Annotated in this window: 25 protein-coding genes and 2 pseudogenes; 25 read left to right on the top strand and 2 right to left on the bottom strand. The window is 34.3% G+C overall.

Features of this window, described 5'->3' with window-relative positions; all coding sequences use genetic code 11:
• The first annotated feature begins 57 nt into the window (after positions 1 to 57).
• From Q3V31_RS03110 to Q3V31_RS03085, 6 genes and pseudogenes are all read left to right on the top strand, one after another.
• Positions 58 to 890, top strand: a pseudogene (locus Q3V31_RS03110) (MotA/TolQ/ExbB proton channel family protein).
• Between the two features lie 245 nt (positions 891 to 1,135).
• Positions 1,136 to 1,504 carry a response regulator gene (locus tag Q3V31_RS03105; protein ID WP_000940574.1) on the top strand — a complete coding sequence of 123 codons (369 nt, stop codon included), beginning with the start codon at positions 1,136 to 1,138 and terminating at the stop codon, positions 1,502 to 1,504.
• Between the two features lie 129 nt (positions 1,505 to 1,633).
• Positions 1,634 to 3,616, top strand: a complete 1,983-nt coding sequence (locus Q3V31_RS03100; RefSeq protein ID WP_329762292.1) for a chemotaxis protein CheA — start codon at positions 1,634 to 1,636, stop codon at positions 3,614 to 3,616.
• Between the two features lie 203 nt (positions 3,617 to 3,819).
• Entirely contained in the window at positions 3,820 to 5,466 is a 1,647-nt protein-coding gene (locus tag Q3V31_RS03095; RefSeq protein WP_329762291.1) for a flagellar motor switch protein, read from the top strand.
• 16 nt (positions 5,467 to 5,482) lie between these two features.
• Positions 5,483 to 6,832 (top strand): transglycosylase, encoded by a 1,350-nt coding sequence (locus tag Q3V31_RS03090; protein ID WP_329762290.1) that lies wholly within the window; start codon positions 5,483 to 5,485, stop codon positions 6,830 to 6,832.
• Positions 6,833 to 6,859: 27 nt separating this feature from the next.
• Positions 6,860 to 7,576: a hypothetical protein gene (locus Q3V31_RS03085; protein ID WP_000403971.1), complete on the top strand. Its 717-nt coding sequence runs from the start codon at positions 6,860 to 6,862 to the stop codon at positions 7,574 to 7,576.
• Between the two features lie 37 nt (positions 7,577 to 7,613).
• Here Q3V31_RS03085 and Q3V31_RS03080 read toward each other — a convergent pair whose 3' ends face one another.
• A complete protein-coding gene (locus tag Q3V31_RS03080) occupies positions 7,614 to 8,396 on the bottom strand; it encodes a CheR family methyltransferase (protein WP_000846148.1) in 783 nt (260 codons plus the stop codon).
• A gap of 39 nt (positions 8,397 to 8,435) precedes the next feature.
• Positions 8,436 to 8,933 carry a flagellar motor switch protein FliG gene (locus Q3V31_RS03075; protein ID WP_097871737.1) on the bottom strand — a complete coding sequence of 166 codons (498 nt, stop codon included), beginning with the start codon at positions 8,931 to 8,933 and terminating at the stop codon, positions 8,436 to 8,438.
• A 143-nt stretch (positions 8,934 to 9,076) separates the two neighbouring features.
• Between Q3V31_RS03075 and Q3V31_RS03070 the strand changes: the two genes are divergently transcribed.
• From Q3V31_RS03070 to Q3V31_RS02980, 19 genes and pseudogenes are all read left to right on the top strand, one after another.
• A complete protein-coding gene (locus Q3V31_RS03070) occupies positions 9,077 to 9,541 on the top strand; it encodes a YaaR family protein (RefSeq protein WP_000946327.1) in 465 nt (154 codons plus the stop codon).
• A 16-nt stretch (positions 9,542 to 9,557) separates the two neighbouring features.
• Positions 9,558 to 10,010 carry a hypothetical protein gene (locus Q3V31_RS03065; protein WP_329762289.1) on the top strand — a complete coding sequence of 151 codons (453 nt, stop codon included), beginning with the start codon at positions 9,558 to 9,560 and terminating at the stop codon, positions 10,008 to 10,010.
• Positions 10,011 to 10,027: 17 nt separating this feature from the next.
• Positions 10,028 to 11,326 carry a flagellar hook-associated protein FlgK gene (gene flgK, locus Q3V31_RS03060; protein WP_329762288.1) on the top strand — a complete coding sequence of 433 codons (1,299 nt, stop codon included), beginning with the start codon at positions 10,028 to 10,030 and terminating at the stop codon, positions 11,324 to 11,326.
• Positions 11,327 to 11,514: 188 nt separating this feature from the next.
• Positions 11,515 to 12,378 carry a flagellar hook-associated protein 3 gene (locus tag Q3V31_RS03055; RefSeq protein ID WP_001266420.1) on the top strand — a complete coding sequence of 288 codons (864 nt, stop codon included), beginning with the start codon at positions 11,515 to 11,517 and terminating at the stop codon, positions 12,376 to 12,378.
• A gap of 16 nt (positions 12,379 to 12,394) precedes the next feature.
• On the top strand, positions 12,395 to 13,765 hold the full coding sequence (locus tag Q3V31_RS03050; RefSeq protein WP_329762287.1) for a flagellar hook-associated protein 2: 1,371 nt from the start codon (positions 12,395 to 12,397) through the stop codon (positions 13,763 to 13,765).
• 22 nt (positions 13,766 to 13,787) lie between these two features.
• Entirely contained in the window at positions 13,788 to 14,156 is a 369-nt protein-coding gene (locus Q3V31_RS03045; RefSeq protein WP_001149527.1) for a flagellar export chaperone FliS, read from the top strand.
• Positions 14,146 to 14,418, top strand: coding sequence for a flagellar biosynthesis protein FlgG (locus tag Q3V31_RS03040; protein ID WP_141435195.1), 273 nt, complete (start codon positions 14,146 to 14,148; stop codon positions 14,416 to 14,418). Before Q3V31_RS03045 ends, Q3V31_RS03040 begins: the two co-directional genes overlap by 11 nt.
• Positions 14,419 to 14,769: 351 nt before the next feature.
• Positions 14,770 to 15,201 carry a flagellar basal body rod protein FlgB gene (flgB, locus tag Q3V31_RS03035; protein WP_116733275.1) on the top strand — a complete coding sequence of 144 codons (432 nt, stop codon included), beginning with the start codon at positions 14,770 to 14,772 and terminating at the stop codon, positions 15,199 to 15,201.
• A gap of 20 nt (positions 15,202 to 15,221) precedes the next feature.
• On the top strand, positions 15,222 to 15,635 hold the full coding sequence (gene flgC, locus Q3V31_RS03030; protein WP_000484667.1) for a flagellar basal body rod protein FlgC: 414 nt from the start codon (positions 15,222 to 15,224) through the stop codon (positions 15,633 to 15,635).
• Between the two features lie 17 nt (positions 15,636 to 15,652).
• On the top strand, positions 15,653 to 15,952 hold the full coding sequence (gene fliE / locus Q3V31_RS03025; RefSeq protein WP_329762286.1) for a flagellar hook-basal body complex protein FliE: 300 nt from the start codon (positions 15,653 to 15,655) through the stop codon (positions 15,950 to 15,952).
• Positions 15,953 to 15,974: 22 nt separating this feature from the next.
• Entirely contained in the window at positions 15,975 to 17,552 is a 1,578-nt protein-coding gene (locus Q3V31_RS03020) for a flagellar M-ring protein FliF C-terminal domain-containing protein (RefSeq protein WP_329762285.1), read from the top strand.
• A gap of 16 nt (positions 17,553 to 17,568) precedes the next feature.
• Positions 17,569 to 18,573 (top strand): flagellar motor switch protein FliG, encoded by a 1,005-nt coding sequence (locus Q3V31_RS03015; RefSeq protein WP_000883358.1) that lies wholly within the window; start codon positions 17,569 to 17,571, stop codon positions 18,571 to 18,573.
• Positions 18,560 to 19,246: a FliH/SctL family protein gene (locus Q3V31_RS03010; RefSeq protein ID WP_329762284.1), complete on the top strand. Its 687-nt coding sequence runs from the start codon at positions 18,560 to 18,562 to the stop codon at positions 19,244 to 19,246. The genes Q3V31_RS03015 and Q3V31_RS03010 overlap by 14 nt, the downstream gene beginning before the upstream one ends.
• Positions 19,243 to 20,532, top strand: coding sequence for a flagellar protein export ATPase FliI (fliI, locus tag Q3V31_RS03005; protein WP_329762283.1), 1,290 nt, complete (start codon positions 19,243 to 19,245; stop codon positions 20,530 to 20,532). The genes Q3V31_RS03010 and fliI overlap by 4 nt, the downstream gene beginning before the upstream one ends.
• Positions 20,533 to 20,647: 115 nt before the next feature.
• Positions 20,648 to 21,058, top strand: coding sequence for a hypothetical protein (locus tag Q3V31_RS03000; protein ID WP_000360878.1), 411 nt, complete (start codon positions 20,648 to 20,650; stop codon positions 21,056 to 21,058).
• A 1-nt stretch (position 21,059) separates the two neighbouring features.
• A pseudogene (locus tag Q3V31_RS02995) lies at positions 21,060 to 22,168 on the top strand (flagellar hook-length control protein FliK).
• Positions 22,169 to 22,171: 3 nt separating this feature from the next.
• Positions 22,172 to 22,750, top strand: coding sequence for a flagellar hook assembly protein FlgD (locus Q3V31_RS02990; protein WP_329762282.1), 579 nt, complete (start codon positions 22,172 to 22,174; stop codon positions 22,748 to 22,750).
• 17 nt (positions 22,751 to 22,767) lie between these two features.
• Positions 22,768 to 23,991: a flagellar hook protein FlgE gene (locus Q3V31_RS02985; RefSeq protein WP_329762281.1), complete on the top strand. Its 1,224-nt coding sequence runs from the start codon at positions 22,768 to 22,770 to the stop codon at positions 23,989 to 23,991.
• Positions 23,992 to 24,040: 49 nt separating this feature from the next.
• Positions 24,041 to 24,376, top strand: a complete 336-nt coding sequence (locus Q3V31_RS02980) for a DUF3964 family protein (RefSeq protein WP_000198185.1) — start codon at positions 24,041 to 24,043, stop codon at positions 24,374 to 24,376.
• The last annotated feature ends 55 nt before the right edge of the window (positions 24,377 to 24,431 follow it).

Genomic DNA, 24,431 nt, shown 5'->3' with positions numbered 1-24,431 from the left:
AAACGAATTATTAAAATAAAAAAATGTTTTATAAAAATGAAAAGGAAGTCCAGGAATATGGGAGACGAAAATCAAGTATTAGCTAGACCACAAAGAAAAAAAGGAAGTTTGATATTTCTAGCCCAATTGGCATTATAGTAGGTTTTGTGAATGTAATAGCGGCAATCATCTTTGGCGGCGGTGGAATAAAAGGTTTTAAAAACTTCTTAGATGTTTCATCTATTTTAATTGTCGTAGGGGGGACAACAGCGACAATCGTTGTGGCATATAGATTTGGAGAAATAAAAAAATATATGGAAAGTATTTTTACTGTTTTTCATAGAAGAGAAGAAGAATCAGGACAGTTAACTGATTTGTTTGTTGATTTTTCAAAAAGGTCGAAAAAACATAGGTTACTTTCATTAGAAGTTGATGGAGAGTAAGTAGACAATTTTTTTATTCAAAAGGGAATTCGTTTAATGTTAAGCGGCTATGATGAGGCGGAATTAAAAGAGGTGTTAATGAAAGATGTTGAAACTGAAGTGTATGAGTTAAGAAAAGGAGCAACATTATTAGATAAGATTGGTGATTTCGCTCCAGCATATGGCATGATAGGAACGTTAATCGGTCTTATCATTATGCTTCAAAACTTACAAGATACTTCACAAATTGCTACAGGGATGGCCGTTGCAATGTTGACGACATTATATGGATCTATTATTGCAAATATGATTGTAATACCGCTATCTGAAAAAGTGTATCGTGGTATTGAGGATTTGTATACAGAGAAGAAGTTTGTAATAGAAGAAATTTCAGAGCTGTACCGATGACAAATTCCTTCCAAATTAAAGTTGAAACTCGATACATACGTGTATGAAACGAAGATGAAAAAAGAAAAACAAGCAACCTAGCAGTTTGAGGAGTGACATGATGAGAAAACGACCGCAAAAAGGATCGCCTCGTTGGATGAAGACTCGCCGCGTTGTAATATATATTAAGGAATAATATATTTATATTTTAGTAATAAAATAATAAAAACAAAGAATTTCTTTTAAAAAATATTAAATTTTATCGTTTTATTTTGTATAATGAGTGAGAATGATAAGGTGAAAATATTAAGATATTTTTATACATAGTAAGGAGAGAACCAAAAAGAATGGCACATAAAATTTTAGTTGTAGATGATGCGATGTTTATGCGAACAATGATTAAAAACTTGTTGAAAAGTAATTCTGAATTTGAGGTTATCGGTGAAGCAGAGAATGGGGTAGAAGCAATCCAAAAGTATAAAGAGATTCGACCTGATATTGTAACACTAGATATTACGATGCCTGAAATGGACGGACTTGAAGCATTAAAAGAAATTATGAAAATTGATTCGAGTGCAAAGGTTGTCATTTGTTCCGCGATGGGACAACAAGGTATGGTATTAGATGCAATTAAAGGCGGGGCAAAAGACTTTATTGTAAAGCCATTCCAAGCGGATCGTGTAATCGAAGCTTTAACAAAAGTAGCAAACAGCTAATATAGAAGGGGTGCCACAAGGAATCAAAACAATGATAGTAGATAGATATGTGGACCCCTTTTTTCTTGTTTTAAAACACTAAATCGTTATACATAAATGAAATGTTTGTTAGACAGATAGGGGATTAAAATGCAAACAGATCTATTAAATATATTTTTTGAAGAAGCAGAAGAACATTTACAGTCGCTAAATGAAAATGTGCTAAATTTAGAACGGAATCCTGCCGATATGGAAGTCGTAGGAGAAATATTCCGCTCAGCTCATACATTTAAAGGTATGTCTGCGAGTATGGAATTTACAGAAATGGCGGATTTAACGCATAAGATGGAAAGTGTTTTAGACGAAATTCGTCATGGTAATATGATGGTCAATGTTAATATTATTGATGTTATTTTTGAATGCATTGATAATTTGGAAAAGATGGTTGCAGATGTGCAGCAAGGTGGAATAGGTAATATAGATGTCATATCAACGAAACTTAAATTAGAAGCATTATTGAACGGAAATGCAGAGCAAGGTAGTAAAAACAACAATGATACAGTTTCGCATGAAGTACACATAACAGTTGAAAAACAAGCTATTTTAAAAGCTGTACGTGCCATTATGTGTATGGAAGCGTTACAAAATTTAGGTAAAATACAAAAAACGGTTCCGAGCATTGAAGAAATTGAAGCAGACGCTTTTGGATTTGAGTTTACAGTATATATGAATACGGATCGTAGTGTGGAAGAGTTGAAACAGGTAGTGCTTCACGTTTCAGAAATTGAGAAAGTAGAAGTGAAACAAGGGAAACACAAAGCACAAGAAATAGTAGTACAAGAAGTCGTACCCGTGGAAGAAACGATTCAGCAGGTTGAAACTGCACAGTTGGAGTCACCTTTAGAGCTACCAACTCAACAAGTAAGCAATACGTCAACGAAAAGTACTACAAAAACGAAAAATGCTAAAGTAGAGAATCGTTCTATTCGTGTTCAGTTAGAAAAAATCGAAAGATTAATGAATATGTTTGAAGAAAGTGTAATTGAGCGAGGACGAATCGATGAATTAGCAGAAACAATTCAAAATAAAGAGTTAATCGAGCATTTAAATCGATTAGGGGATATTTCAAAAGATATTCAAAATGTACTATTAAATATGCGTATGGTACCAATCGAAACAGTTTTCAACCGTTTCCCGCGTATGGTGCGCATGTTAGCGAAAGATTTAGGGAAAAAAATAGATTTACAAATTACAGGTGAAGATACTGAAGTTGATAAAATTGTTATCGATGAAATTGGTGATCCGCTTGTTCATTTAATCCGCAATGCAATTGATCATGGAGTTGAGACAGTTGAAAAACGCCGTGATGCTGGAAAAAACGAAACAGGTACTATTAAATTAGAATCGTTCCATAGTGGGAATCATGTCGTAATTCAAATTACTGATGATGGAAACGGCATCTATAAAGAGAAAGTATTAGAAAAAGCGATTAAAAATGGTGTTATAACAGAAACAGAGGCAAATAAATTAACGGATCGTGAAGTGTATGAACTTATTTTCCAACCGGGGTTTAGTACAGCGGAAGTTGTGTCGGATCTTTCTGGACGTGGTGTTGGATTAGATGTTGTTAAACATACAATTCATAGTCTAGGTGGGCATTTAATTATTGATTCTGAGGAAGGAAAAGGAAGTACATTCAGAATTGAACTTCCATTAACTTTGTCAATTATTCAATCAATGCTTGTTCAAACAAACGATACGCGTTATGCGTTACCCCTTGGTAATATAGTTGAAGCGATTCGAATTCAAAAGGAAGACATTCAATCGTTACAAGGAAAAGATGTTTTAAATTATCGCGATCAAATTATTGAAGTGAAACATTTAAGCACTGTATTTGGTGAGGAAACAGAAGGTGATGCGTTTGCATCATATGATAGTCAAATGGTTCCAGTATTAATTGTTCGTAATTCATATCGCAGCTATGGACTTATTGTCAACACGATTATCGGACAGAGAGAAATAGTCTTAAAGTCATTAGGTGACTTCTTTGCAGAGAGTTCTAACTATTTCTCTGGCGCGACAATTCTCGGTGATGGACGAGTGGTCCTCATTTTAAACCCAGAAGGTTTATAATAGGAATGAAGGAAGCTCCCCACTTGTATACGATTGGGGAGCTTTTTAGTTAGAACTGTTAATTAAGTGTGTGATAACCGCATTTTACAAATGTTGTGGAAATAAATACATGTTCACAATGTGACTAATAAATTTGGTGAAAAAACGAGTGCAATCGAAAGTTTATATCATGAAAGAAAAACAGAAATGAGGAGGCAGGGGAAATGCCTGAGCAACACACAAAAGGGGATACGAGCACTATTGTACTAGAGAAAGAAAATGAGCGATTAACGCCTCAAGAGTGCGATATTCTTGGAGAGATTGCAAATATATCATTTGGTTCAGCTTCGACGGTATTATCAACCATCTTAAATAGGCAAGTAAGTATTACTACTCCTCATATAGAAATGGTGGATTTATATGATACAAGTGATGTTGAAATTCCGCATGTTGTATTAAATATTCATTTCACAAAAGGATTAGATATGGAAAACCTTCTTGTTTTAAAGCAAGACGTCGCTTTATCTATCGCTGATTTAATGATGATGGGTACAGGGGTAGTTGAAGAAGGGAAAGAGCTCGGTGAACTAGAGCTAAGTGCAGTACAAGAAGCAATGAATCAAATGATGGGATTCGCAGCAACATCTATGTCGGAGTTCTTCCAGGATACAGTAGATATGTCTCCACCTACAATTAAAGTTAGGAGACTTCAGGAAGAGATGGGGAAAATCTCTGGTATTGATGGAAGTAATGTAATTGTTAAAGTATCGTTTGAATTAAAAATAGATAATCTTGTAGATTCTAAACTTGTACAAATTGTTTCAGTTGAACATGCGAAACAAATGATAAAAAAATTATTACAATTATCTGGTGGTGTGGAAGAAGGAATAGAAGAGCAAGCGGAAATTATGGAAGCTGAGGTTGTAGAAGAACAGATTGAGAAAGAGCAGTTAACACAAGAAGAGAAAGATGTACTTGGGGAAATTGCAAATATTTCGATTGGATCAGCTTCAACAGTACTATCAACGCTTTTAAACCAACCAGTTTCTATTAGTACACCAAATGTAGAGGCGATTAATGTTCGTCATTACAACGGAGTGCCAGTTCCTTTTGTTATATTAAATGTCGATTTTGTTGAAGGGTTAAAGAATGAGAACGTATTCGTATTTACGAAAGACGTTGCTTTAACGATGGTAGATTTAATGATGATGGGAACGGGTGAAATTGATCCGGAGAAGGAACTAAGTGAATTAGAGTTAAGTGGTATTAAAGAAATCATGAACCAAATGATGGGGCATGCTGCAACAGCAATGTCAGAAATGTTTAAAGAAAAGATGGATATGACACCACCAGATGTTAAATTTGTTTCGTTAAAAGAAGAAATGGAGTATTTGGGAGAAGCGATGGAAGTGGACGAGCTTGTTCAAATCACCTTTAATATTGAAATTGGTGACCTTCTTCAGTCAAAGATGTATCAAATACTATCAATTGCAGAAGCAAAAGAAATGGTTAGACGACTTCTTTATCCGATGGTGGAAGAGCAAGAAGAAATGGTTGAAGAAGTTATTGAAGAGGAAAAAATTCCTGCACCAGCCATACAGCCGATTGAATATCAAGAAGTTAAACAGGTAGAGCCAGTGTATATGAATGCATCTATTCTAAAAAATGTAGAAATGAATGTTAAATTTGTGTTTGGAAGTACAGTGAGGACAATTCAAGATATTTTAAGTTTACAAGAAAACGAAGCAGTCGTACTGGATGAAGATATTGATGAACCAATTCAAATTTATGTGAACGACGTATTGGTTGCGTATGGAGAGCTTGTAAATGTAGATGGGTTTTTCGGAGTAAAAGTGACGAAATCGCTATAGGAGTTTGAACAAATAGATGAAAAACGTAAAGTTTTTTCTAGTGAGTTTGCTCTTGTACAATTACTTCTTCCCATTGCAAGGGCAAGCGGAAGAAGTAATTGTACAAGAGCAAAATATAAGTGAAGTGAATGAGAAAGAAGAGCAACATATAGAAAATCTGGAACAGCCAGAACGAACGGAAATGCCCCCGGTTGAAGATGAAAGAAAAGCAGTAGAGAATGAGAAAGAACAACGAGAAGAAAGAAAGATAGAAACAGACCGAGGAATCATTACAGTTAATAAGCAGGAATTAAAGGTTGGCGAAGAATTGCGAATTGCTGTAGAGCCAAATGAAAAAAATATTCAAAGTGTAAAAGGTGTATTGCAATTACAACAAAATGGTGTGCAGTACAGGCAGGAAAGAGTAATATCTTTCGAATATGAAGAAGAAACAAAACGATGGGTTGCCGATTACAAAGTCGGAATATATGATTTGCAAGGTGATTGGACTCTTCAGCTCGTTGAAAGCTATAAAGAAGATGAGAAGGAAGAAGTAGTAGAGAATGAATTAAATGTTCCGCTCATTCGAATAAATAATGAAACACCCACTATAGATAAAGAATTACCGAAGTTAGAGAAGGTTACTATTGATGAGGCGAACGAGGATTTTATTGAACGGAAAAAGGGAGAATCTGTTCATATACGAGTAAAGACGATAGATATAGAATCGGTTGTTACAGAAGTGCGGGTTATATTAAAGGGAAAAGAAAAAAGTAACGATATTACTTTTTTATTAGACTATAATAAACACGACATGGATTGGCAGAAAATAATTGAAATAACAGAAGCATTTATTGGTCCGCATCAACTTATTGTGGAAATAACAGATGCGGCAGGTAACAAGCTTGTGACAGAGAGTGAATATATCATTTCTATTATCGAACCAAAAGTGAAAGATGATGAAAATATAGAAGAACATACGAATCACAATAAACTAGAAGATAAGAAGGAAACTGAGAAGCAGGAAGATTCGAAAATGGAGACTCCGCTTCTGGAAGAAAAACTTCCAGTTGTTCAAATACCAAAGCAAGACGAGAAAGTAAACTATTTTGTAAAAGAGCCGTTGAAAGAGAAAGAAGAAATCAACTACGTTATAAAAGAGCCGTTGACAGACAATAAGGAAGTAAATAATGGGAAGGCTCATAAAGATACAAAAAGCAAAAATGATAATCAAGTCGTTTCTAAAAAGGAAGAAAAAATAGAAGAACGACAAGGGAAAAAAGAAGAAAAAAGTGAACAGGGAGTACAAGCCTCTAATGTGTTTGCTATTATGTCAGGATTATTTGTACTATTTTTAGTTTTAAAGAGTAATAAAGAGTGGGGCTAATAAATTGATAGTAGTGGAGGCGCTTAAATGGAAATTAAACGTACTACAATTGAAAATAAGACGCTACATTCATTAAAACAACCTGCCGCTATTTCAGAACATGAAATTCAGAAAGAACAAAAACAAAGTAAACTTGTATTTACGGGGCAGTCCCAAATCATTTCGAAAAATAATGAAATAGGGATTCTACTTGCGAGTTTAGGTGATGGAAAGATTGTAAAAGAAATGCTTTCTAAGGAAATGGATACAGTGTTGCAGTTGTTTTCAAAGCTACATATGCTGTCTGAGGAAGGAAAGCAATCGGAAAAAACATATGAACAAATTGTTAGGAGTTTGCAGGGGCTTATTAAACAAGTACATATAAAGGGAGTTCCGTTATTAGACGGTACGTATGATTTCGCTAAAGTGCAGCTTTCTTTTGGAAGAAAAGTGCATATTCCGTTACTTGATGTAAGTGCGCTCGTTTCTAGAGTGGAACAAGATTCATCAGAAGGAAATATGAATTTAATGATCACGGTCATTACAGCTTATATGACAAAGTTATCTAACGAAACAATTTTAATTAGCAGTACGGATCGTATTTCTAAAGATCTTGATGCAAGTGTGTGGAGAGCACTTGCAGAAATGAATATGCCGCAATTATCTCATGCGTTGAAACATACGATTCAAGAGCATAAATGGTCTGTTACAGCTCTATTTCTCTTTGTATGGGTTATTGGTATCATATTGATTCGTATTCTATAATAAAAAAGGTCGTCATTTCAATTATGACGACCTTTTTCTATATTTTTTCATAGAAGAATGTATCAAAACGCTGAAGGTTGTAGCGTTCGGGTGTTAAAATTTGTTCTGTGCTACCAACGAATAGTACGCCGCCTTTTCGTAAAGAACGACTAAATTTTTCATAGAGCTTTATTCTTGCTTCTTCTGTAAAGTAAATCATTACATTTCGACAAATGATTAAATCGTAGTTTGTATCAAATGCCTGCATTAATAAATCGTGTTGCTTAAATGTGACTTGCTGTTTAATATTTTCATGCAATATATATGTATCATCTTCTTTTGTGAAATGACGTTGTTTTAAATCAATAGGTAATTCTTTCAAAGAGCGTTCTGTATATTGACCACGTTTCGCAGTTTCTAAAACATGATAATCAAGATCAGTGGCTTGAATTTTATAACGAAACGGAGCTAGATGCTTCGATAAGATTAAAGAAAGTGTATACGGTTCTTCACCGGCAGCGCAAGCAGCACTCCAAACTTTTAATTTACCGTTATTTTGTTCAAGCAGTTTTGGTAAAGCTTTCGTTTCTAACGTTTGCCAGCGTTCTTTGTTTCTGAAAAACTCTGAAACATTAATCGTAATGTAGTCAATAAAACTTAAAAATAATGTTTGATCAGTGCGTAAACTATTTAAAAAGTTTGTATAATTGTCAAAACCTTTTCTTGAAATGAAAGTATCGATTCTTCTGTGCATTCTATCTTGCTTATAGCAAGCGATATCCATATTAAATAGCTGTTTAAAACTCGTAATAAAATGATTATAATCTTGTTCAGTTTTCATATTTACAATAGGCACAATAACGATATTGTGCCTCCCCCTTTACATCATACGAATTTTTTGTTCAAAGCTTTTTTTCATCTGCTTTTCATGTAAGCCTGGTAAATCATAAATAACGGCGTCAATTCCTGCTTCTTTTGCAATGTCAATAGGAATGACAGACGTATGTTTATCTCCATTATAAAAACAGAGAACTAAATCAGTATCTTCGACGATTTGCTTTACAAAAAACATATAATCTGATCGATAAATAGAGTCGGAAGGATGATCAAAAGCAATATATTCAGCTCCGTGTTTTTTTAAATAATCAACGACTTCTTGAAATTCGCCTGTTAATACATGTAACGGTTGTAGCGTATAAAGGCATAAATTTTGAGCGAGTCTTTCGTTTTCAATGAAAAAACGAAGAACTTCATTTTCGATAGATTTATAACATAATATATAAATTTTATGTTTTTGAGCATAGTCAATTAAAAATTTTTTTATTTCTTCTTGATCTAATGCTGTTACTTGATTTGAACCACAAAGAAAAATATTCATAGTTTTGTGCCACCTCATGCTAAATTGTAACATATCTTTTATAAAAAATAACTGCAAAATATGAGTGTTCAGAGTATAATTATAAATAACTGGATTTTACGATTAAGTTTTGAAAGAAATAAAAAAATAAATAGGTGATATATATGCTACGTTCTATCTCGTACAATCCGATTTTATCGCATATACCGCCTGCTACTCAAATGCCGAAAGAAGCAAATGTCAGGACAGGACTTGCATTTTCGGATAATTTGCATGCAGATCCGAAAAAAGATAAATTGTTAGAACAAATGGAAGCGTTAGTTGATAATATTGGGGAAATTAAAGCGAAAATTGAATTAGAGTTAACGCTCGATAATGTTATGGAATACAAAAATACTGTGAAATCATTTTTGAATTTTTATGTTGATAACTTACTGCAATATAAAGACGTTATGTCTCGTCATCCGCGTTATGGATATTCGCAGAAAATGACAATTGTAAAACAAGCTGAAGTGGGATTGAATGAATTGGAAGATGTTATGAATTTAATTAATACGAAAACAGGACATTTAGAAATGTTAAATCAAATTGGAGAAATTCATGGTTTAATTGTAAATTTAGTTTTGTAAAAGGGAAGGAAGCTATATGTACATACAATTATATGAAAAGCTTGTTATTATTCAAAAAACATATGAAAATATTCAAACGTTTGGAGAACAAATATATGAGAATTTAAAACATAAAAATATAAATGCAGTTCAAAAGCTGCAAGTGGAACAATTACAGTACATAGAAGGTGTAAAAGGATTATCTCGCTCTTTTGAGGAGATGGTTGTTCAGTTTTGTAAAGAAAAGAAAGTTGAACCATTGCGTATGCGTTCGCTATTTTTGTATTTTCCACCGGGAGAAATTGAAAAAATAGAAGAGTTGCAAAAAAGTTTAAATGAATTAGACGAAAATATAAAAATGGTTCTTTTGAAAAATCAATATCACTTAAACGTATTATTAAAAACTACAGAAATTATTGTGGATTCCGTTTCTGAATACAATTTGGAAAAAAACAATAATTCGCAAATCTTTATGAATGAACTATTGTAAAGGAGAAGTGAAGCATTATGAGGTTATCTGATTATAATACGCCGCTATCTGGTATGCTAGCGGCTCAAATGGGATTACAAACGACGAAACAAAACTTATCTAACATTCACACACCTGGTTATGTGCGTCAAGCCGTGAATTTAGGATCTGTAGGTGCTAGTAACGGTCATACGCCAGGACAGAGAATTGGTTATGGTGTACAAACATTAGGTGTTGACCGAATTACTGATGAAGTGAAAACGAAGCAATTTAATGATCAGTTGTCACAGTTCTCTTACTACGCATTTATGAATTCTACTTTATCACGAGTAGAGTCTATGGTAGGAACTACAGGAAAAAATTCATTATCAAGTTTAATGGATGGTTTTTTTAATGCGTTTCGTGAAGTTGCGAAAAATCCGGAACAATCAAACTACTACAGTACATTAGCTGCTGAAACTGGAAAGTTCACAAGTCAAGTAAATCGTCTTGCGAAAAACTTAGATACAGCAGAAATACAGACGACAGAAGATATTGAAGCGCATGTCAATGAATTTAATCGTCTTGGTGCTAGTTTAGCAGAAGCGAATAAAAAAATTGGACAAGCAGGGACACAAGTACCTAATCAACTATTTGATGAACGTGATCGCATTATTACAGAGATGTCTAAATATGCCAATATAGAAGTGTCTTATGAATCTATGAATCTGAATATCGCGAATATTAGAATTGATGGCGTTTTAACAGTAAATGGACAAGACACATATCCACTTCAATTAAATAAGGGGAACGAACCGATGACTGTTGCGATTTATGGCTCGGATATTCCTTTAACAGGTGGAGCAATTCAATCGGCAATAGATACGAAAGCGAAGATTGCTAGTTATAAGAAAAATATTGAAGACTTAATGAGTTCTGTGAAAAATCAAGTGAATACAGTGATGGGAAAAGACTTCTTCGTTGGAGATCATGCGAAAGATAGACAGTTAAATCCTGAATTCGCAAAAGATGTTTCAAAAATGAAAATTTCTGCTGAAACAGCAAATAAACTGGCAGGAATTACAGATGGAGATTATAAAGAAGGTCTTTCTTATAAACAAGCGTTAGACCAATTTATAGTTGGTGTAGCTTCTGATAAAAATGTGGTGAATGCTTATCAAAATATTCATAAAGATTTATTAGAAGGTATTCAGCAAGAAAAAATGAGTATAGAAGGCGTCAACATGGAAGAGGAAATGGTTAATTTAATGGCCTTCCAGAAATACTTCGTGGCAAACTCTAAGGCTATTACAACAATGAATGAAGTATTTGACAGTCTGTTTTCGATTATTAGATAACATGTAGAAGAATTGAAAAGCTTTTTTATGGATCCAATATAGGATAGAAGCGGACAGAGCCTTTTAGTGGATCAAGCCGTATAAGATCAGAGAAATGAAACGGTTGAATGGTAAGAAAGAAAATAACCGTACAAAGTGGCAGTTGCTTCCTCTTGCCAAGTCAAATATAGATAAAGGAGAAGATAGGGATGAGAGTATCGACGTTTCAAAATGCAAACTGGGCAAAGAATCAGATGATGGATTTGAATGTGCAACAGCAATATTACCGAAATCAAGTAACTTCCGGTAAAAAAAATCTTCTCATGAGTGAAGATCCACTTGCAGCAAGTAAATCATTTGCGATTCAACATTCATTAGCAAATATTGAACAGATGCAAAAGGATATAGCAGATTCTAGAAATGTGTTAAGTCAAACGGAAAATACATTACAAGGTATTGTGAAATCTTTAACGAGAGTGGAGCAATTAACTTTGCAAGCGGTAAACGGGACGAATAGTCCTAATGAATTAAAAGCAAGCGCTGCAGAAATTGATCAGCTTTTAAAACAAGTGGTGTATTTAGCGAATAAACAAGAACAAGGGCGATATATTTTTGGTGGAGATAGTGCTTCAAAACCACCATTTGCAGAAGATGGTACATATCAAGGTGGGGAAAATGACGTTACCTGGAAATTAAATGATGGATATGAACTCAAAATGTTTCGCAATGGAAAAGATTTATTGGAACCCGTAATTAAAACGTTAACAAAAATAAGAGATGTTATGCAAAATGGAGACCAAGATGCACTGGAATCTGTAATGGGAGAAAATAAAAAAAATCTAGATAATATATTGAATCGTACGACTGAAGTAGGTTCAATATTAAATACAGTGGACACATTTAAGACGATATTAAGTGAACAAAATCTAGCTCTTCAAGAAAATAGAAAAGAGATAGAAGATGTAGATTTAGCGGTAGCAATTTCAGATTTAGCTTATATAAATGCGACGTATGAGGCAACATTAAAAGCGGTTAGTACAATGAGTAAGACAAGTATTTTAGATTATATCTAGAAAAGGAGTGAAAAATTTGGGGACTTCAGTATCAAATTTAGGTGGAAGACAGCAAGTATGGAATCTTGGTAACAATATTATTGATACCTCTAATCTAGTAAATTTAGAATTACAGGCTTTAGAAATGAAAAAAACGCCTTACAATAATCAAAAACAAACCTTAGCTACGGAACGAAATGTATATGCGAGTATGAAAAAGGAATTCGGTAGTTTTATGCAAGTATTCAAGGAGATGTATGCGTTTAAAGGGAATGAGAAGAAAGCGGGGGTGTCTAAAGAGGGATTTATTAATGTTCAAGCTGATGCTTCCGCACTTGCAGGAACGTATACGATTAATGTTAAAAAAGTAGCGGAAAGACATCAGATTACAACTACACTCATAGATAAATCTGATTCTGAAAATCCTAAAAATATAATCGAATTGGATTCGGAAATTGGAAAAGATGCTACATTTCGTATTAACGATAAAGAAGTTAAGCTTACTAAAGAGATGACATATAAGGATTTTGTTAATAAAATGAATAATGGAAATTATGGAGTGTCTGTATATTCATTAGGTGGACAGTTGTTTTTTACATCAACTACTGCTGGGGAAAATGGAGAAATTAAATTAGTTGATGGTGAAGGTGGAATATTAAAAGACATTGGATTGGTAACTTCAGAAATGATAGATGGAAAAAATGTAATTGCCAAACAAGTAACAGCGCCTCAAAATGCCGAATTTATAATTAATGGTATGACTGATAGCAGTCCCTCTAATAAAATTGATACAATTCCAGGATTAACTATTAATTTGGAAAAGGAAACGACTGAACCAATTAAGGTTACGATTGAAGATTCAAACATTAAAGAATCAATCAATATGATAAAAAAAATGAGAGATCAATATAATAAGGCTGTTTCAACGCTCGATTTATTTGCCGGCGAAAATGGAGCTATGCAAGGTAATAATATTGCATTTTCTATTAGTAATATTATGGCTAATGTATTTAGACACAAACAAGATGATAAATTTATGTTTTCATTTGGAATTGAAGTCGATAAAACTGGAAAAATGGTTCTCGATGAAGAAAAGCTAAGTAAGGCTTTTAAGGAGAATCCAGAAACTGCAAAACAGTTCTTCTTTGGCTTTAATGGACTAGGGCATGAGATAGAAAAAAAACTAGATGGTATTTTAGGAGATGAAGGTGTAATAGGGCAGAGGTCAAAAAGTATAGAGGGGCAAATAAAAGAGCTAGATAAAAAAATTGATGCAATCGATAAGCTGAATAAACAAAAACAAGAGACCATTATTGATAAATATTCAAAGTTAGAACAACAGTTATCGATGTTAGATCAGCAACTAAAAACAATTAAAGCAATGACAAAACAAAAAAGTGATGATTAATGAAAGTTGAGGAAGTGATCGTATGCAAGCATGGCAACGCTATATGCAAAATGACATTATGACGAGTAATCCAATTAAAAATACAATTTTTATTTATGAAAGATGTATCGTTGAGTTTCGTAATTTAGAAGAGCTTTTAAATACTTTTAAACTCCAAGAAGGAGATACGCTCCTTGAAAAATTAGAACGTATTTTTGAAGAGCTAAAGCTTCAATTAAATCCTGAGATTACTAAAGATTTGTATGATAGCCTATTCGGTTTATACGATTGGATTAGCATTCAAATTCAGACGATGAAAGTAACGCGTGAAGCAAACGATATTGATGCGATTGTGAAAGTGTTACAAGATTTAATAGATGGTTACCGCGGAGCAATTGAAAATGAACAATGACATTTATCAAGCGTTTGTCGGCTGTTTTAATGAAATCGGTGAATTACAAGTGTCAGCTGAAGAATTTACTGAGAAAAGTGCTATGTTAAATCGCTGGATGAAGACTTTGGGTGAAAAGACGCGAGCAGATGTTGCAGCGGAAGTGAGTCCATTAATAATAAAGGCAGCTCAACATATTCGAGATAAGCAAAAGATTTTGGAAGAAATGATTATGACAAATGATGGGCGAATGAAGGCTAATTCGTTTTACGGTAAATATTAATTGTAAAGTATGGAAACGGGTTCCTCTTATTACAAGGGGGATCCATTCTGTTGTTTGAATAAAGACGTTCCACTGATTTAGGTTTCACTTTATGACTGTAATGGAAAAATAGCAATAATTTAAACAATAAAAAAATGAACGTTATTTTATTGTTCTTATATCGAAATGTTATATAGATTACTAGGTAAATACAGTTTTTTATATTATTTTATATATTTTTTAATTTTTCTAAAGACAACAATGGGAAAATGGAATAAAATATGAAAGGGTACATGATAGATAATATTTTAATAAATAAATATAAGGAAATGAATAATGAAGTGAAACTTCCATCATGCCGTAAGCGGTATGATGGAAAAAAGAAGGGTGTGGAATATGCCGGACTTAGTTAGTGATGTTAGTCATTATATGAATTATTTAGTAACGAAGCGAAATACTGTTTCTAGTAATATTGCAAATGCGAATACACCGGGCTATAAAGCGCAAGGTGTAACATTTGCTGAACAAATGAATATGAATAATCCACTATTCAAAAAAAACGCTGCGGATTTAAAGAGTAATTCAGACTTATATCAAACGAATGAAATGCACTTACCGACAGCAAATATGAAAAATACATATGCAAAGATTCAAACGAAATTAATGCAAACGAATAAAGATGGAAATAGCGTGGATGTAACGACAGAAATGCTAGATTTAATGAAAACAAACCAATTATATGGTATCTCAATTAATGCGATTAATACGCAATACGCAATTAACCAAGCAGCACGTGGACGTTAAGTGTAGAAGGGGAGACAACGATGTTCCAAGCAATTAATGCAAGTGGCTCAGCGCTAACTACAGCGAGAAAATGGATGGAAGTTACTTCTAACAATATCGTAAATGCGAATACGACGGGAGCACCAGACGCAGAGCCGTATCACCGCCGAAGTGTGGTGCTAGAATCAAATAATAATTTTGCAAATATGCTAGAGGGAGCTCCTGCTAACGGAGTGAAAATAAAAAGTATTGAAACAGATCGAAATGAAAATCTAGTATATGATCCAACGCATCCACATGCAAATGAAGAAGGATATGTACGTTATCCGAACATTAATGTGACAGCTGAGATGACGAATGTAATGGTTGCTCAAAAAATGTATGAAGCGAATACAAGTGTATTAAATGCGAACAAAAAAATGCTCGATAAAGATTTAGAAATCGGCCGAGGATAAGAGGGAAGAGGGCAAATATGAAAATCCAACCATTGTTAAATACACAGCCATTTGGAGCGATTCAGCCAATTGGAGCACCGAAAACTTCTCAAACATCTGTAGTTGAGGGTAGAAAGTTTATCGATTTATTGGAAGATGTGAATAAACAGCAAAATAATGCACAAACTGCGGTATATGATTTATTGACAAAAGGGGTAGGAGAAACACATGACGTTTTAATTCAGCAGAAGAAAGCTGAATCTCAAATGAAAACGGCTGCTCTTGTACGAGATAATCTTATTGAGAATTATAAGTCACTAATTAATATGCAAATTTAGGAAAATGGACGGGTGTGTTTAAATGGAAAAGTTAAAAAATGTTTTCCAATCGTTAAAAACGTGGCATAAGTTAGTCATTGGTGCTGCGCTTTTAGCAATTGTAACAGGAGCACTTTTATACTTCACCTTGCCAGATAAATATGTTGTTGTATATCAAAATTTAAATGATGCAGACAAGCAAGAGATTACAGCAGAATTATCGAAGCTAGGTGTCGATTACCAATTAGCGGCCGATGGTTCGATTCGTGTGCAAAAGAATGATGCTCCATGGGTTCGAAAAGAAATGAATGGAATGGGCTTACCGTTTAATTCAAAAAGCGGTGAGGAAATTTTATTAGAAAGCTCGCTCGGTTCAAGTGAGCAAGATAAAAAAATGAAACAAATTGTTGGTACGAAAAAGCAATTAGAGCAAGATATTGTAAGAAACTTTGCGGTGATAGAAACGGCAAATGTTCAAATTACATTACCTGAAAAAGAGACAATTTTTGATGAGGAAAAAGCAAAGGGGACAGCAGCGATTACTGTTGGTGTGAAGCGTGGTCAACTATTAACGGCTGATCAAGTTGCAGGTATACAGCAGATGATTAGTGCAGCAGTTCCTGGTGTAAAAGCAGAAGAAATGAGTGTTATAGATAGCAAAAAAGGTGTTATTTCAAAAGGGGCAGGTGAAGCGCATTCCAGTAGTTCCTCTTCTTATGAGAAAGAAGTTGAGATGCAACACCAAATTGAAGGTAAATTAAAGCAAGATATCGATGCAACGTTAATGACGATGTTTAAGCCAAATGAATATAAAGTGAATACGAAAGTATCTGTAAACTACGATGAAGTTACACGTCAGTCTGAAAAATATGGTGATAAAGGTGTACTTCGTAGTAAACAAGAGCAAGAGGAAAGCTCTACTGCGCAAGAAGGAGCAGATACGAAGCAAGGTGCTGGTATTACAGCGAACGGCGAAGTGCCAAACTACGGTACGAACAATAATCAAAATGGCAAAATTGTCTACGATAATAAAAATGGTAACAAAATCGAAAATTATGAAATAGATAAAACAGTTGAAACGATTAAGAAACATCCAGAATTAACGAAAACAAATGTTGTTGTATGGGTAGATAATGATACGTTAGTAAAACGAAGAATTGATATGGAAACTTTCAAAGAAGCAATTGGTACAGCAGCTGGACTTCAAGCTGATCCGAACGGAAACTTTACAAATGGTCAAGTTAATGTTGTAACTGTTCAGTTTGATCAACCGAAAGAAGACAAGCCAAAAAAACCAGAAGAAAGTGGTATGAATTGGTGGTTAATCGGTGGAATTACAGGAGGTTTGTTAGTGCTCGCCTTGCTAATATGGTTCTTATTAGCAAGGAGTAAGAAAAAGAAAGAAGAAGAGGAATATGAAGAATACTTAGCAGAAGAGGAAGTTGCTGCTAGTAGTGAAAGCATTATGGAAATTCCTGAAGAGAAAATAGTACCAGAGCCAAAACGAGAACCAGAACCAGTAGAACCGACAGAACCTACATTAGATGACCAAGTGCAGGAAGCTACGAGAGAGCATGTAGAAGGTACTGCAAAAGTTATTAAAAAATGGCTAAACGGATAGTAAGGGAGGAAAAACAATGTTAGATGAAATCTCCTCCAAAGAAAAAGCTGCCATCCTTATTCGTACATTAGACGAAGGGGTGGCAGCAAAAGTCATTGAATATATGACGGCTGAGGAAAAAGAAGTGTTACTTCGTGAAATTGCGAAGTTTCGTGTATATACAGCAGAAACGTTAGAAAATGTACTAGGGGAGTTTCTGTATGAACTAAATGTAAAAGAATTGAACTTAGTAGCCCCAGATAAAGAATACATTCGTCGTATATTTAAAAATATGCCAGAAGACGATTTGGAAAAATTATTAGAAGACCTTTGGTACAACAAAGATAATCCATTTGAATTTTTAAATTCACTAACAGATTTAGAGCCACTTCTTACAGTGCTTAATGATGAATCGCCACAAACGATAGCAATTATTGCTTCTTATATTAAGCCTCAATTAGCATCTCAATTAATTGAGAGATTACCAGATCATAAGCGTGTAGAAACGGTAATGGGCATTGCGAAGCTAGAGCAAGTGGATGGTGAATTAATTAATCAAATTGGTGAGTTATTAAAAGCAAAATTAAATAATATGGCATTTAGTGCTATTAATAAAACAGATGGCTTGAAAACGATTGTAAACATTTTAAATAATGTTTCACGAGGCGTTGAAAAAACAGTTTTTCAAAAGCTTGATGAAGTCGATTATGAATTATCTGAGAAAATTAAAGAAAATATGTTTGTTTTTGAAGACTTACTCGGTCTTGAAGCTCTTGCACTTCGCCGCGTGTTAGAAGAAATTACAGATAATGGTGTTATTGCGAAAGCAATTAAAATTGCAAAAGAAGAAATTAAAGAGAAATTATTTACATGTATGTCTTCAAACCGTAAAGAGATGATTCTAGAAGAGTTAGATGGCTTAGGACCGCTTAAGATGACGGATGCTGAAAAAGCGCAGCAAATGATCACAGGTACAGTGAAAAAGCTAGAGAAAGAAGGAAGAATTATCATTCAAAGAGGTGAAGGTGATGTCCTTATTTAAAAACAGAATTCCGAAGAATTCTGTTTCTTTTTCTGAAGAAACGTATGAATTACAGTTTCCAAAACCAATACGAGTTCATGATGAAGGGGAAATACAAGTAGATCATGCAGAGCTTCTTGCGCAGCAAGATGCATTACATATTGAAATGAATCAGCTAAGGCAGCAGCAACAAACGTTAGAACGAGAGCATCAGGAGTTGTTACAGGCTAAAGAAGAGTTTCAAATGCATATTCATGAACAAATGGAACAGATGGAAGCAGTACGTATGCAATTTCAAAAGGAGCAACAAGAAACGGCATACGAATGGACAGAATTATTATGGGAACAATCTTTTCAATTAGCAGAAAAAATTGTGAATCAAGCGATAGATTCACGATTATTAGACGTTCTGCCAATATTAACAGGGATCGTTCAAACATTACCGACTTCATTTGAAAAGTTAATTATAACGGTTCATCCAGAAACATTTGAGCATATACAAGAAGAGAAAGAAGATACGAAAGAGTATTGGTTACTACAATTAGTAGAATGGAAGTATGATTTTTCTTTACAGTTTGGTGAGTTTGTTTTGGAGGAAGAGAAAGAGTTCTTTGAATTTAAATTTGCACCTATATTTGCGAAACTTCGTCGTAAATGGGAAGAGAAAAAGTTGTTTGAGGAGCAAAATGTATGAACGAACATAATAAATGGACTACGTTTATTGAAACACCGTTTTATACGAAAGTTGGCAAAGTTCATAGTGTACAAGAGCAGTTTTTTGTAGCGAAGGGACCGAAAGCGAAGATTGGAGATGTTTGTCTCGTTGGAGAGCATAGCGTCTTATGTGAAGTGATTGCAATTGAAAAAGAAAACAATATGTTACTCCCATTTGAACAGACAGAAAAAGTGTGTTACGGAGATTCAGTGACATTAATTGCAGAAGATGTCGTTGTGCCCCGTGGTAATCATTTGCTTGGCAAGGTGTTAAGTGCAAATGGAGAAGTGTTAAACGAAGATGCTGAAAATATTCCAGTGGAAAAAATAAAATTAGATGCATCGCCGATTCATGCGTTCGAGCGTGAAGAAATTACAGACGTATTTGAAACGGGAATTAAAGCGATTGATTCTATGTTAACGATTGGTATCGGACAAAAGATTGGTATTTTTGCTGGATCAGGTGTTGGTAAATCTACTTTACTTGGAATGATTGCGAAAAATGCAAAAGCTGATATTAACGTTATTAGTTTAGTAGGTGAACGTGGCCGGGAAGTAAAAGACTTTATACGAAAAGAATTAGGCGAAGAAGGTATGAAAAGAAGCGTCGTTGTTGTAGCGACGTCAGATGAAAGTCACCTTATGCAACTTCGGGCGGCAAAGCTTGCAACGTCGATTGCCGAATATTTCCGAGACCAAGGAAATAATGTATTACTTATGATGGATTCAGTTACTCGTTTTGCCGACGCTCGCCGAAGTGTAGACATTGCAGTCAAGGAATTACCAATCGGTGGTAAAACACTGTTAATGGAAAGTTATATGAAAAAGTTATTAGAGCGATCCGGAAAAACAAAAAAAGGGTCAATAACAGGTATTTATACAGTGTTAGTTGACGGTGATGATTTAAATGGTCCTGTACCAGATTTAGCTCGTGGTATTTTAGATGGACATATTGTATTAAAACGTGAACTCGCAACTCGTAGTCATTATCCTGCCATTTCTGTATTAGATTCGGTAAGTAGGATTATGGAAGAAATCGTATCGCCGAATCATTGGCAACTTGCAAATGAAATGAGAAAAATTTTATCTATTTATAAAGAAAATGAATTGTATTTTAAATTAGGAACAATTCAAGAAAATGAAGAAAATGCTTATATTTTTGAATGTAAAAATAGAGTAGAAGATATAAATATGTTTTTAAAACAAGGTCGAACTGATAGTTTTCATTTTGAAGATGTTGTGCAAGCGATGCACCATATTGTGTAAGACCTCGCCCTTCGAGGTCTTATTTTTTTGTTTTTAATATTTCACAGTTTTTTTTGTGAAAAAACTATATAATAGAAAAAAGGAACGTTATAATAGGAAGGGGCTATGAAAAAGGGTGGATAAACAGCAGTACGACACGATAAAATTGCAGATTAATCAAGAGAAAGAACAAATCTTGAAAGAAGTGTACGAACTAACAGCTGAAAAAAGAAAAATAGAACAAAAAAAAGAATATGATTTGTATGTTGTAAAATCACGCAGTAAAGTCGTACAAACTGGGCAACGTATTATGGTTGGTATGCTGTCTTCACATACATTTTCACCTGAAAGAATAGAAGAATGGAATCGGAAAATTAAAAAAACAGAAGGTTTTATTCAAAAAAATGAAAGCCTTTTAGAGCAAATAAAAGAAAAAGAACGTGTCATTGATGAAATGTATCAAGAAGATTGTAAGAATCTTGCGAAAGTAAAAGAAAAGTTAGAAGAAAAAATGCTTCTTGATTTAAAAATGTGTATGAACGGATGAGGTGGGTGTAGTGATACGATTTGTATTACCGGTGCAGCAAAGTTTATCTCCACAAAAAGACAAAGGGCTAGAAGTACAATCGAAAAATGAAAATTCTTCATTCGATAATACAATGAAAATTGAAAATAAAAAACAGCCGAAAACGGAGAAATCGAAACAAGAAGAAGCACCAAAAAAAGAGAAGAAAGAATATCTTCTCGCAAAAAAAACGGTAACGAAAGAAAAGTCGATTGAAAAGAAAGAAGAAAAAAAAGAGACAGAACAACTATTACTAGCTGTATCTGGGCAAATGATTGCAATTGAACAATTGCGTGTGCAGTCAGAATCGTTATATCTATACATACAAAAATACAAAAACTATATAAAGAATACGGGAATATTAAACTGAACGAATTGCCTACAGCTGAATTACAACAATTACAAGAAATTCTTTCGAATATAAATATTGAAAAAATCATATATTTAGAAGATACAATACTAATGACGTTAGACAAGGTGACGATGCCAGAGCAAACATTGCAAGTATTAAAATTCGTAGAATCAGAAACTTGTAATATTGCAAAGAAACAAGAGGAGCCTAAGGAAGTAGAACCCCCGAAAGCAGAGAGTGATGATGTGAAAGTAGAGTTACCAAAAGTCGATCAGTTAAATGACTCAAATTCGACCGGGGCTGAGTTATTAAATAAAGCAACGGGTACTGACCAAATAGGAAAACAAAATAGTGGAGCTGAGAAGGTTACAATACCTGATTTAGGCAAGAAGATGGAAGCACAAGTAGAAGCTCTGCAAAAGTTTGTAGTGAAAAAAGAACGTGTTTTATTCCAGCTAAATCCAGAGAAACTGGGTACATTAACTGTATTTATGAAAAAGCATGGAGATCAAATTGATGTCCATGTAGAAATGGAAAAACAAGATGCGAAAAAACGTGTTGAAATGATTTTTGACGAATTGAAGCTAAAGTTAAAAGAAAAAGAAATTAATATTCAAATTAGTTATTCAGAAAAAGATGAGCATCGTAAAGAACAACGAGAACAAGAGCAAAGACAAAAGCAAAAACTAGCAAGTACGAAACAAGAATCGAAAGAATTTGCTGGATTATTGGAGGAATAAAGCGTGCCAACAGTTGGATTAAATGCAACGAGTACAAATCATATTCCGTTACAGGCGGGAGCGCAAAAAAGCAACGCACCTGTTAATGGCGTACATTCGCCAGTTCAACAAACAAACGGAGTATCAGCAAGTACTCAAAAAACTCCCGGTGTAATGGAGAAAGATGATTTTCTAAAATTGTTTTTAACGAGTTTTCAGCATCAAGATCCATTCAATGCGATGGATATGAATCAAATGATGAACCAAACAGCACAGTTATCTCTTATGGAACAAGTGCAAAATATGACAAAGGCGGTTGACTCTTTAAGAACGACGATGTATTCGACAGCACTTGATGGAGGAATGAAGTTTTTAGGAAAGTATGTAAGAGGTATTGACGGTGAAGGAAACAAAGTGACTGGTCAAGTAGAGACAGTTCGTCTTGCAGAAAATAACGATGTACAGCTTGTTATTGATAATAAAGTTGTATCTCTTCGTTTCGTTGAAAGAATATCAGATAAACCGATTGGAGAAACGAATCCAGAAGATGTAAAGAAAGATGATCAAAAAGTAACTGAAGAAGTAAAAACAACAAATTCATAAGGGAGTGTTCATGCGTTATGATTAAAGCGTTATATACAAGTATTACAGGATTGAATGCAACACAAAATGCATTAAGTGTAACTTCAAATAATATTGCCAATGCACAAACAGTTGGTTATAAAAAACAAAAAGCAATGTTTGATGATTTACTATACAACAATTCAATTGGTGCAAAAGGTGACGATAGATACGCAGGGACGAACCCAAAAAGTATCGGTAACGGTGTGAAAATGAGCGGAACGGTTACGGATTATAGCGATGGTACAATTACGTTAACTGGTGGTAAAGTACAAGCAGCGATGGAAGGTAATGGTTTCTTCGTTGTAGGTGATTCAAAAGCTGGAAATATGGAATTTACACGTAAAGGGACCTTTGCGATATCTTCAGATTACTATATTACGAATACAGGAGGTCAATATGTATTCGCTTATCCAGCCGATCCATCAACTGGTAATGTTGACTTATCTGGTATCCCAGGACCACTACAAATTCCAATGGGATCAGCAATCGGTGGTATTCGAACGTCAAAAGGTATAGTTGGAGGGAACATTCCAGCTGATGCAAAACACATTACGCAAGAATTGCCTGCATATGATTATGCCGGTAATACATGGACAATGCGCGTAGAGTTTACACAAGATGGTGAACATAATTACAAATATACAGTAAAGATGCGTAATGACTCGAAAAAAGAAACTGAGTTTACAGAGGTTCAAGGCGCAGGTGGTAATGTGACATTCGATACAGTAGGGAATCCAGATCCAGTAAACCCTGAAGCGAATATTCCATTTAATGGTGGAACAGTAAAAATAAATTTTAGTAAATTAACAAACCACCCGACAGAGAAAACAATAGCAGTAACAAACGTAGATGGTAGACCAGCGGCAACTGTTAAAGATTGTTTTATTACTGACGGTGGATATGTGATGGTAAAATATTCTGATGGAAGTATGAAAGCGGCAGGTCAATTAGCTGTTGGGATGCTCCCGAATGAAGGCGGCCTAATGAAAACCGGTAATGGTAACTTTACAGCGACAAATACAACTGGTATTTTAGCACTAGGTGTATCTGGTCAAAACGGTGCAGGAAAAGTACGTGGTGGTGCACAAGAAGGTGCAAACGTAGATTTATCTGTAGAATTTGTTGATTTAATGCTATACCAACGTGGCTTTCAAGGAAATGCGAAAGTAATTAAAATTTCAGATGAAGTATTAACTGAAGTTGTAAACTTAATTCGATAATAAATAGTAAAGAAAAATTGTAACGTAGTAGAAAGGGTTTTATATTCGTATGACAAGACAAGAGCGAATTTCACAATTGCCTTTTTTCGAAAATAAAAGTGAGCTTGCTGAGCAAGTGTTAAAAATAGAACGAGAAGAGCATGTATATTTACCAGATCAATTTGAAATCAAACAAGTGCCCCCATATTCGTTTGGTGAAAAACAAGCAATCATTGGTCGTATACACGAATTTTATTTCGTAAGTATTGGTAGTAATGGTGTTTGGAAGTATCAATTGTTTAAAGATGAGATGAAGTGCCGTGAGTTTTTCGTTATGTTGCCGGATATTACGGATCAGCAGCTTGCTTTTTGGTTTAATAACATTGAGTTGTTGAAAGGGGCTTAAAATCTCTTAAAAGCTTTCTTTTAGGTTTTGAGAGAGGGCCTAGCGATGATTAGTA

Origin of the sequence: Bacillus nitratireducens, from assembly GCF_036320425.1 — a bacterium.
Classification (GTDB): Bacteria; Bacillota; Bacilli; order Bacillales; family Bacillaceae_G; genus Bacillus_A; species Bacillus_A nitratireducens.
The sequence above is the reverse complement of the archived record's forward strand: the minus strand, read 5'-3'. Positions and strand labels throughout refer to the sequence as shown.

Coding starts and splice junctions, on each gene's coding strand:
- Q3V31_RS03055 (WP_001266420.1), top strand. CDS start 11,515: ATGAGAGTATCGACGTTTCAAAATGCAAACTGGGCAAAGAATCAGATG.
- Q3V31_RS02980 (WP_000198185.1), top strand. CDS start 24,041: ATGACAAGACAAGAGCGAATTTCACAATTGCCTTTTTTCGAAAATAAA.
- Q3V31_RS03090 (WP_329762290.1), top strand. CDS start 5,483: ATGAAAAACGTAAAGTTTTTTCTAGTGAGTTTGCTCTTGTACAATTAC.
- Q3V31_RS02985 (WP_329762281.1), top strand. CDS start 22,768: ATGATTAAAGCGTTATATACAAGTATTACAGGATTGAATGCAACACAA.
- fliI (WP_329762283.1), top strand. CDS start 19,243: ATGAACGAACATAATAAATGGACTACGTTTATTGAAACACCGTTTTAT.
- Q3V31_RS03040 (WP_141435195.1), top strand. CDS start 14,146: ATGAACAATGACATTTATCAAGCGTTTGTCGGCTGTTTTAATGAAATC.
- Q3V31_RS03015 (WP_000883358.1), top strand. CDS start 17,569: ATGTTAGATGAAATCTCCTCCAAAGAAAAAGCTGCCATCCTTATTCGT.
- Q3V31_RS03100 (WP_329762292.1), top strand. CDS start 1,634: ATGCAAACAGATCTATTAAATATATTTTTTGAAGAAGCAGAAGAACAT.
- flgC (WP_000484667.1), top strand. CDS start 15,222: ATGTTCCAAGCAATTAATGCAAGTGGCTCAGCGCTAACTACAGCGAGA.
- flgK (WP_329762288.1), top strand. CDS start 10,028: ATGAGGTTATCTGATTATAATACGCCGCTATCTGGTATGCTAGCGGCT.
- Q3V31_RS03045 (WP_001149527.1), top strand. CDS start 13,788: ATGCAAGCATGGCAACGCTATATGCAAAATGACATTATGACGAGTAAT.
- Q3V31_RS03105 (WP_000940574.1), top strand. CDS start 1,136: ATGGCACATAAAATTTTAGTTGTAGATGATGCGATGTTTATGCGAACA.
- Q3V31_RS03020 (WP_329762285.1), top strand. CDS start 15,975: ATGGAAAAGTTAAAAAATGTTTTCCAATCGTTAAAAACGTGGCATAAG.
- Q3V31_RS03010 (WP_329762284.1), top strand. CDS start 18,560: ATGTCCTTATTTAAAAACAGAATTCCGAAGAATTCTGTTTCTTTTTCT.
- Q3V31_RS03075 (WP_097871737.1), bottom strand. CDS start 8,933: ATGAATATTTTTCTTTGTGGTTCAAATCAAGTAACAGCATTAGATCAA.
- flgB (WP_116733275.1), top strand. CDS start 14,770: ATGGAAAAAAGAAGGGTGTGGAATATGCCGGACTTAGTTAGTGATGTT.
- Q3V31_RS03065 (WP_329762289.1), top strand. CDS start 9,558: ATGTACATACAATTATATGAAAAGCTTGTTATTATTCAAAAAACATAT.
- Q3V31_RS03085 (WP_000403971.1), top strand. CDS start 6,860: ATGGAAATTAAACGTACTACAATTGAAAATAAGACGCTACATTCATTA.
- Q3V31_RS03080 (WP_000846148.1), bottom strand. CDS start 8,396: ATGAAAACTGAACAAGATTATAATCATTTTATTACGAGTTTTAAACAG.
- Q3V31_RS03095 (WP_329762291.1), top strand. CDS start 3,820: ATGCCTGAGCAACACACAAAAGGGGATACGAGCACTATTGTACTAGAG.
- fliE (WP_329762286.1), top strand. CDS start 15,653: ATGAAAATCCAACCATTGTTAAATACACAGCCATTTGGAGCGATTCAG.
- Q3V31_RS03070 (WP_000946327.1), top strand. CDS start 9,077: ATGCTACGTTCTATCTCGTACAATCCGATTTTATCGCATATACCGCCT.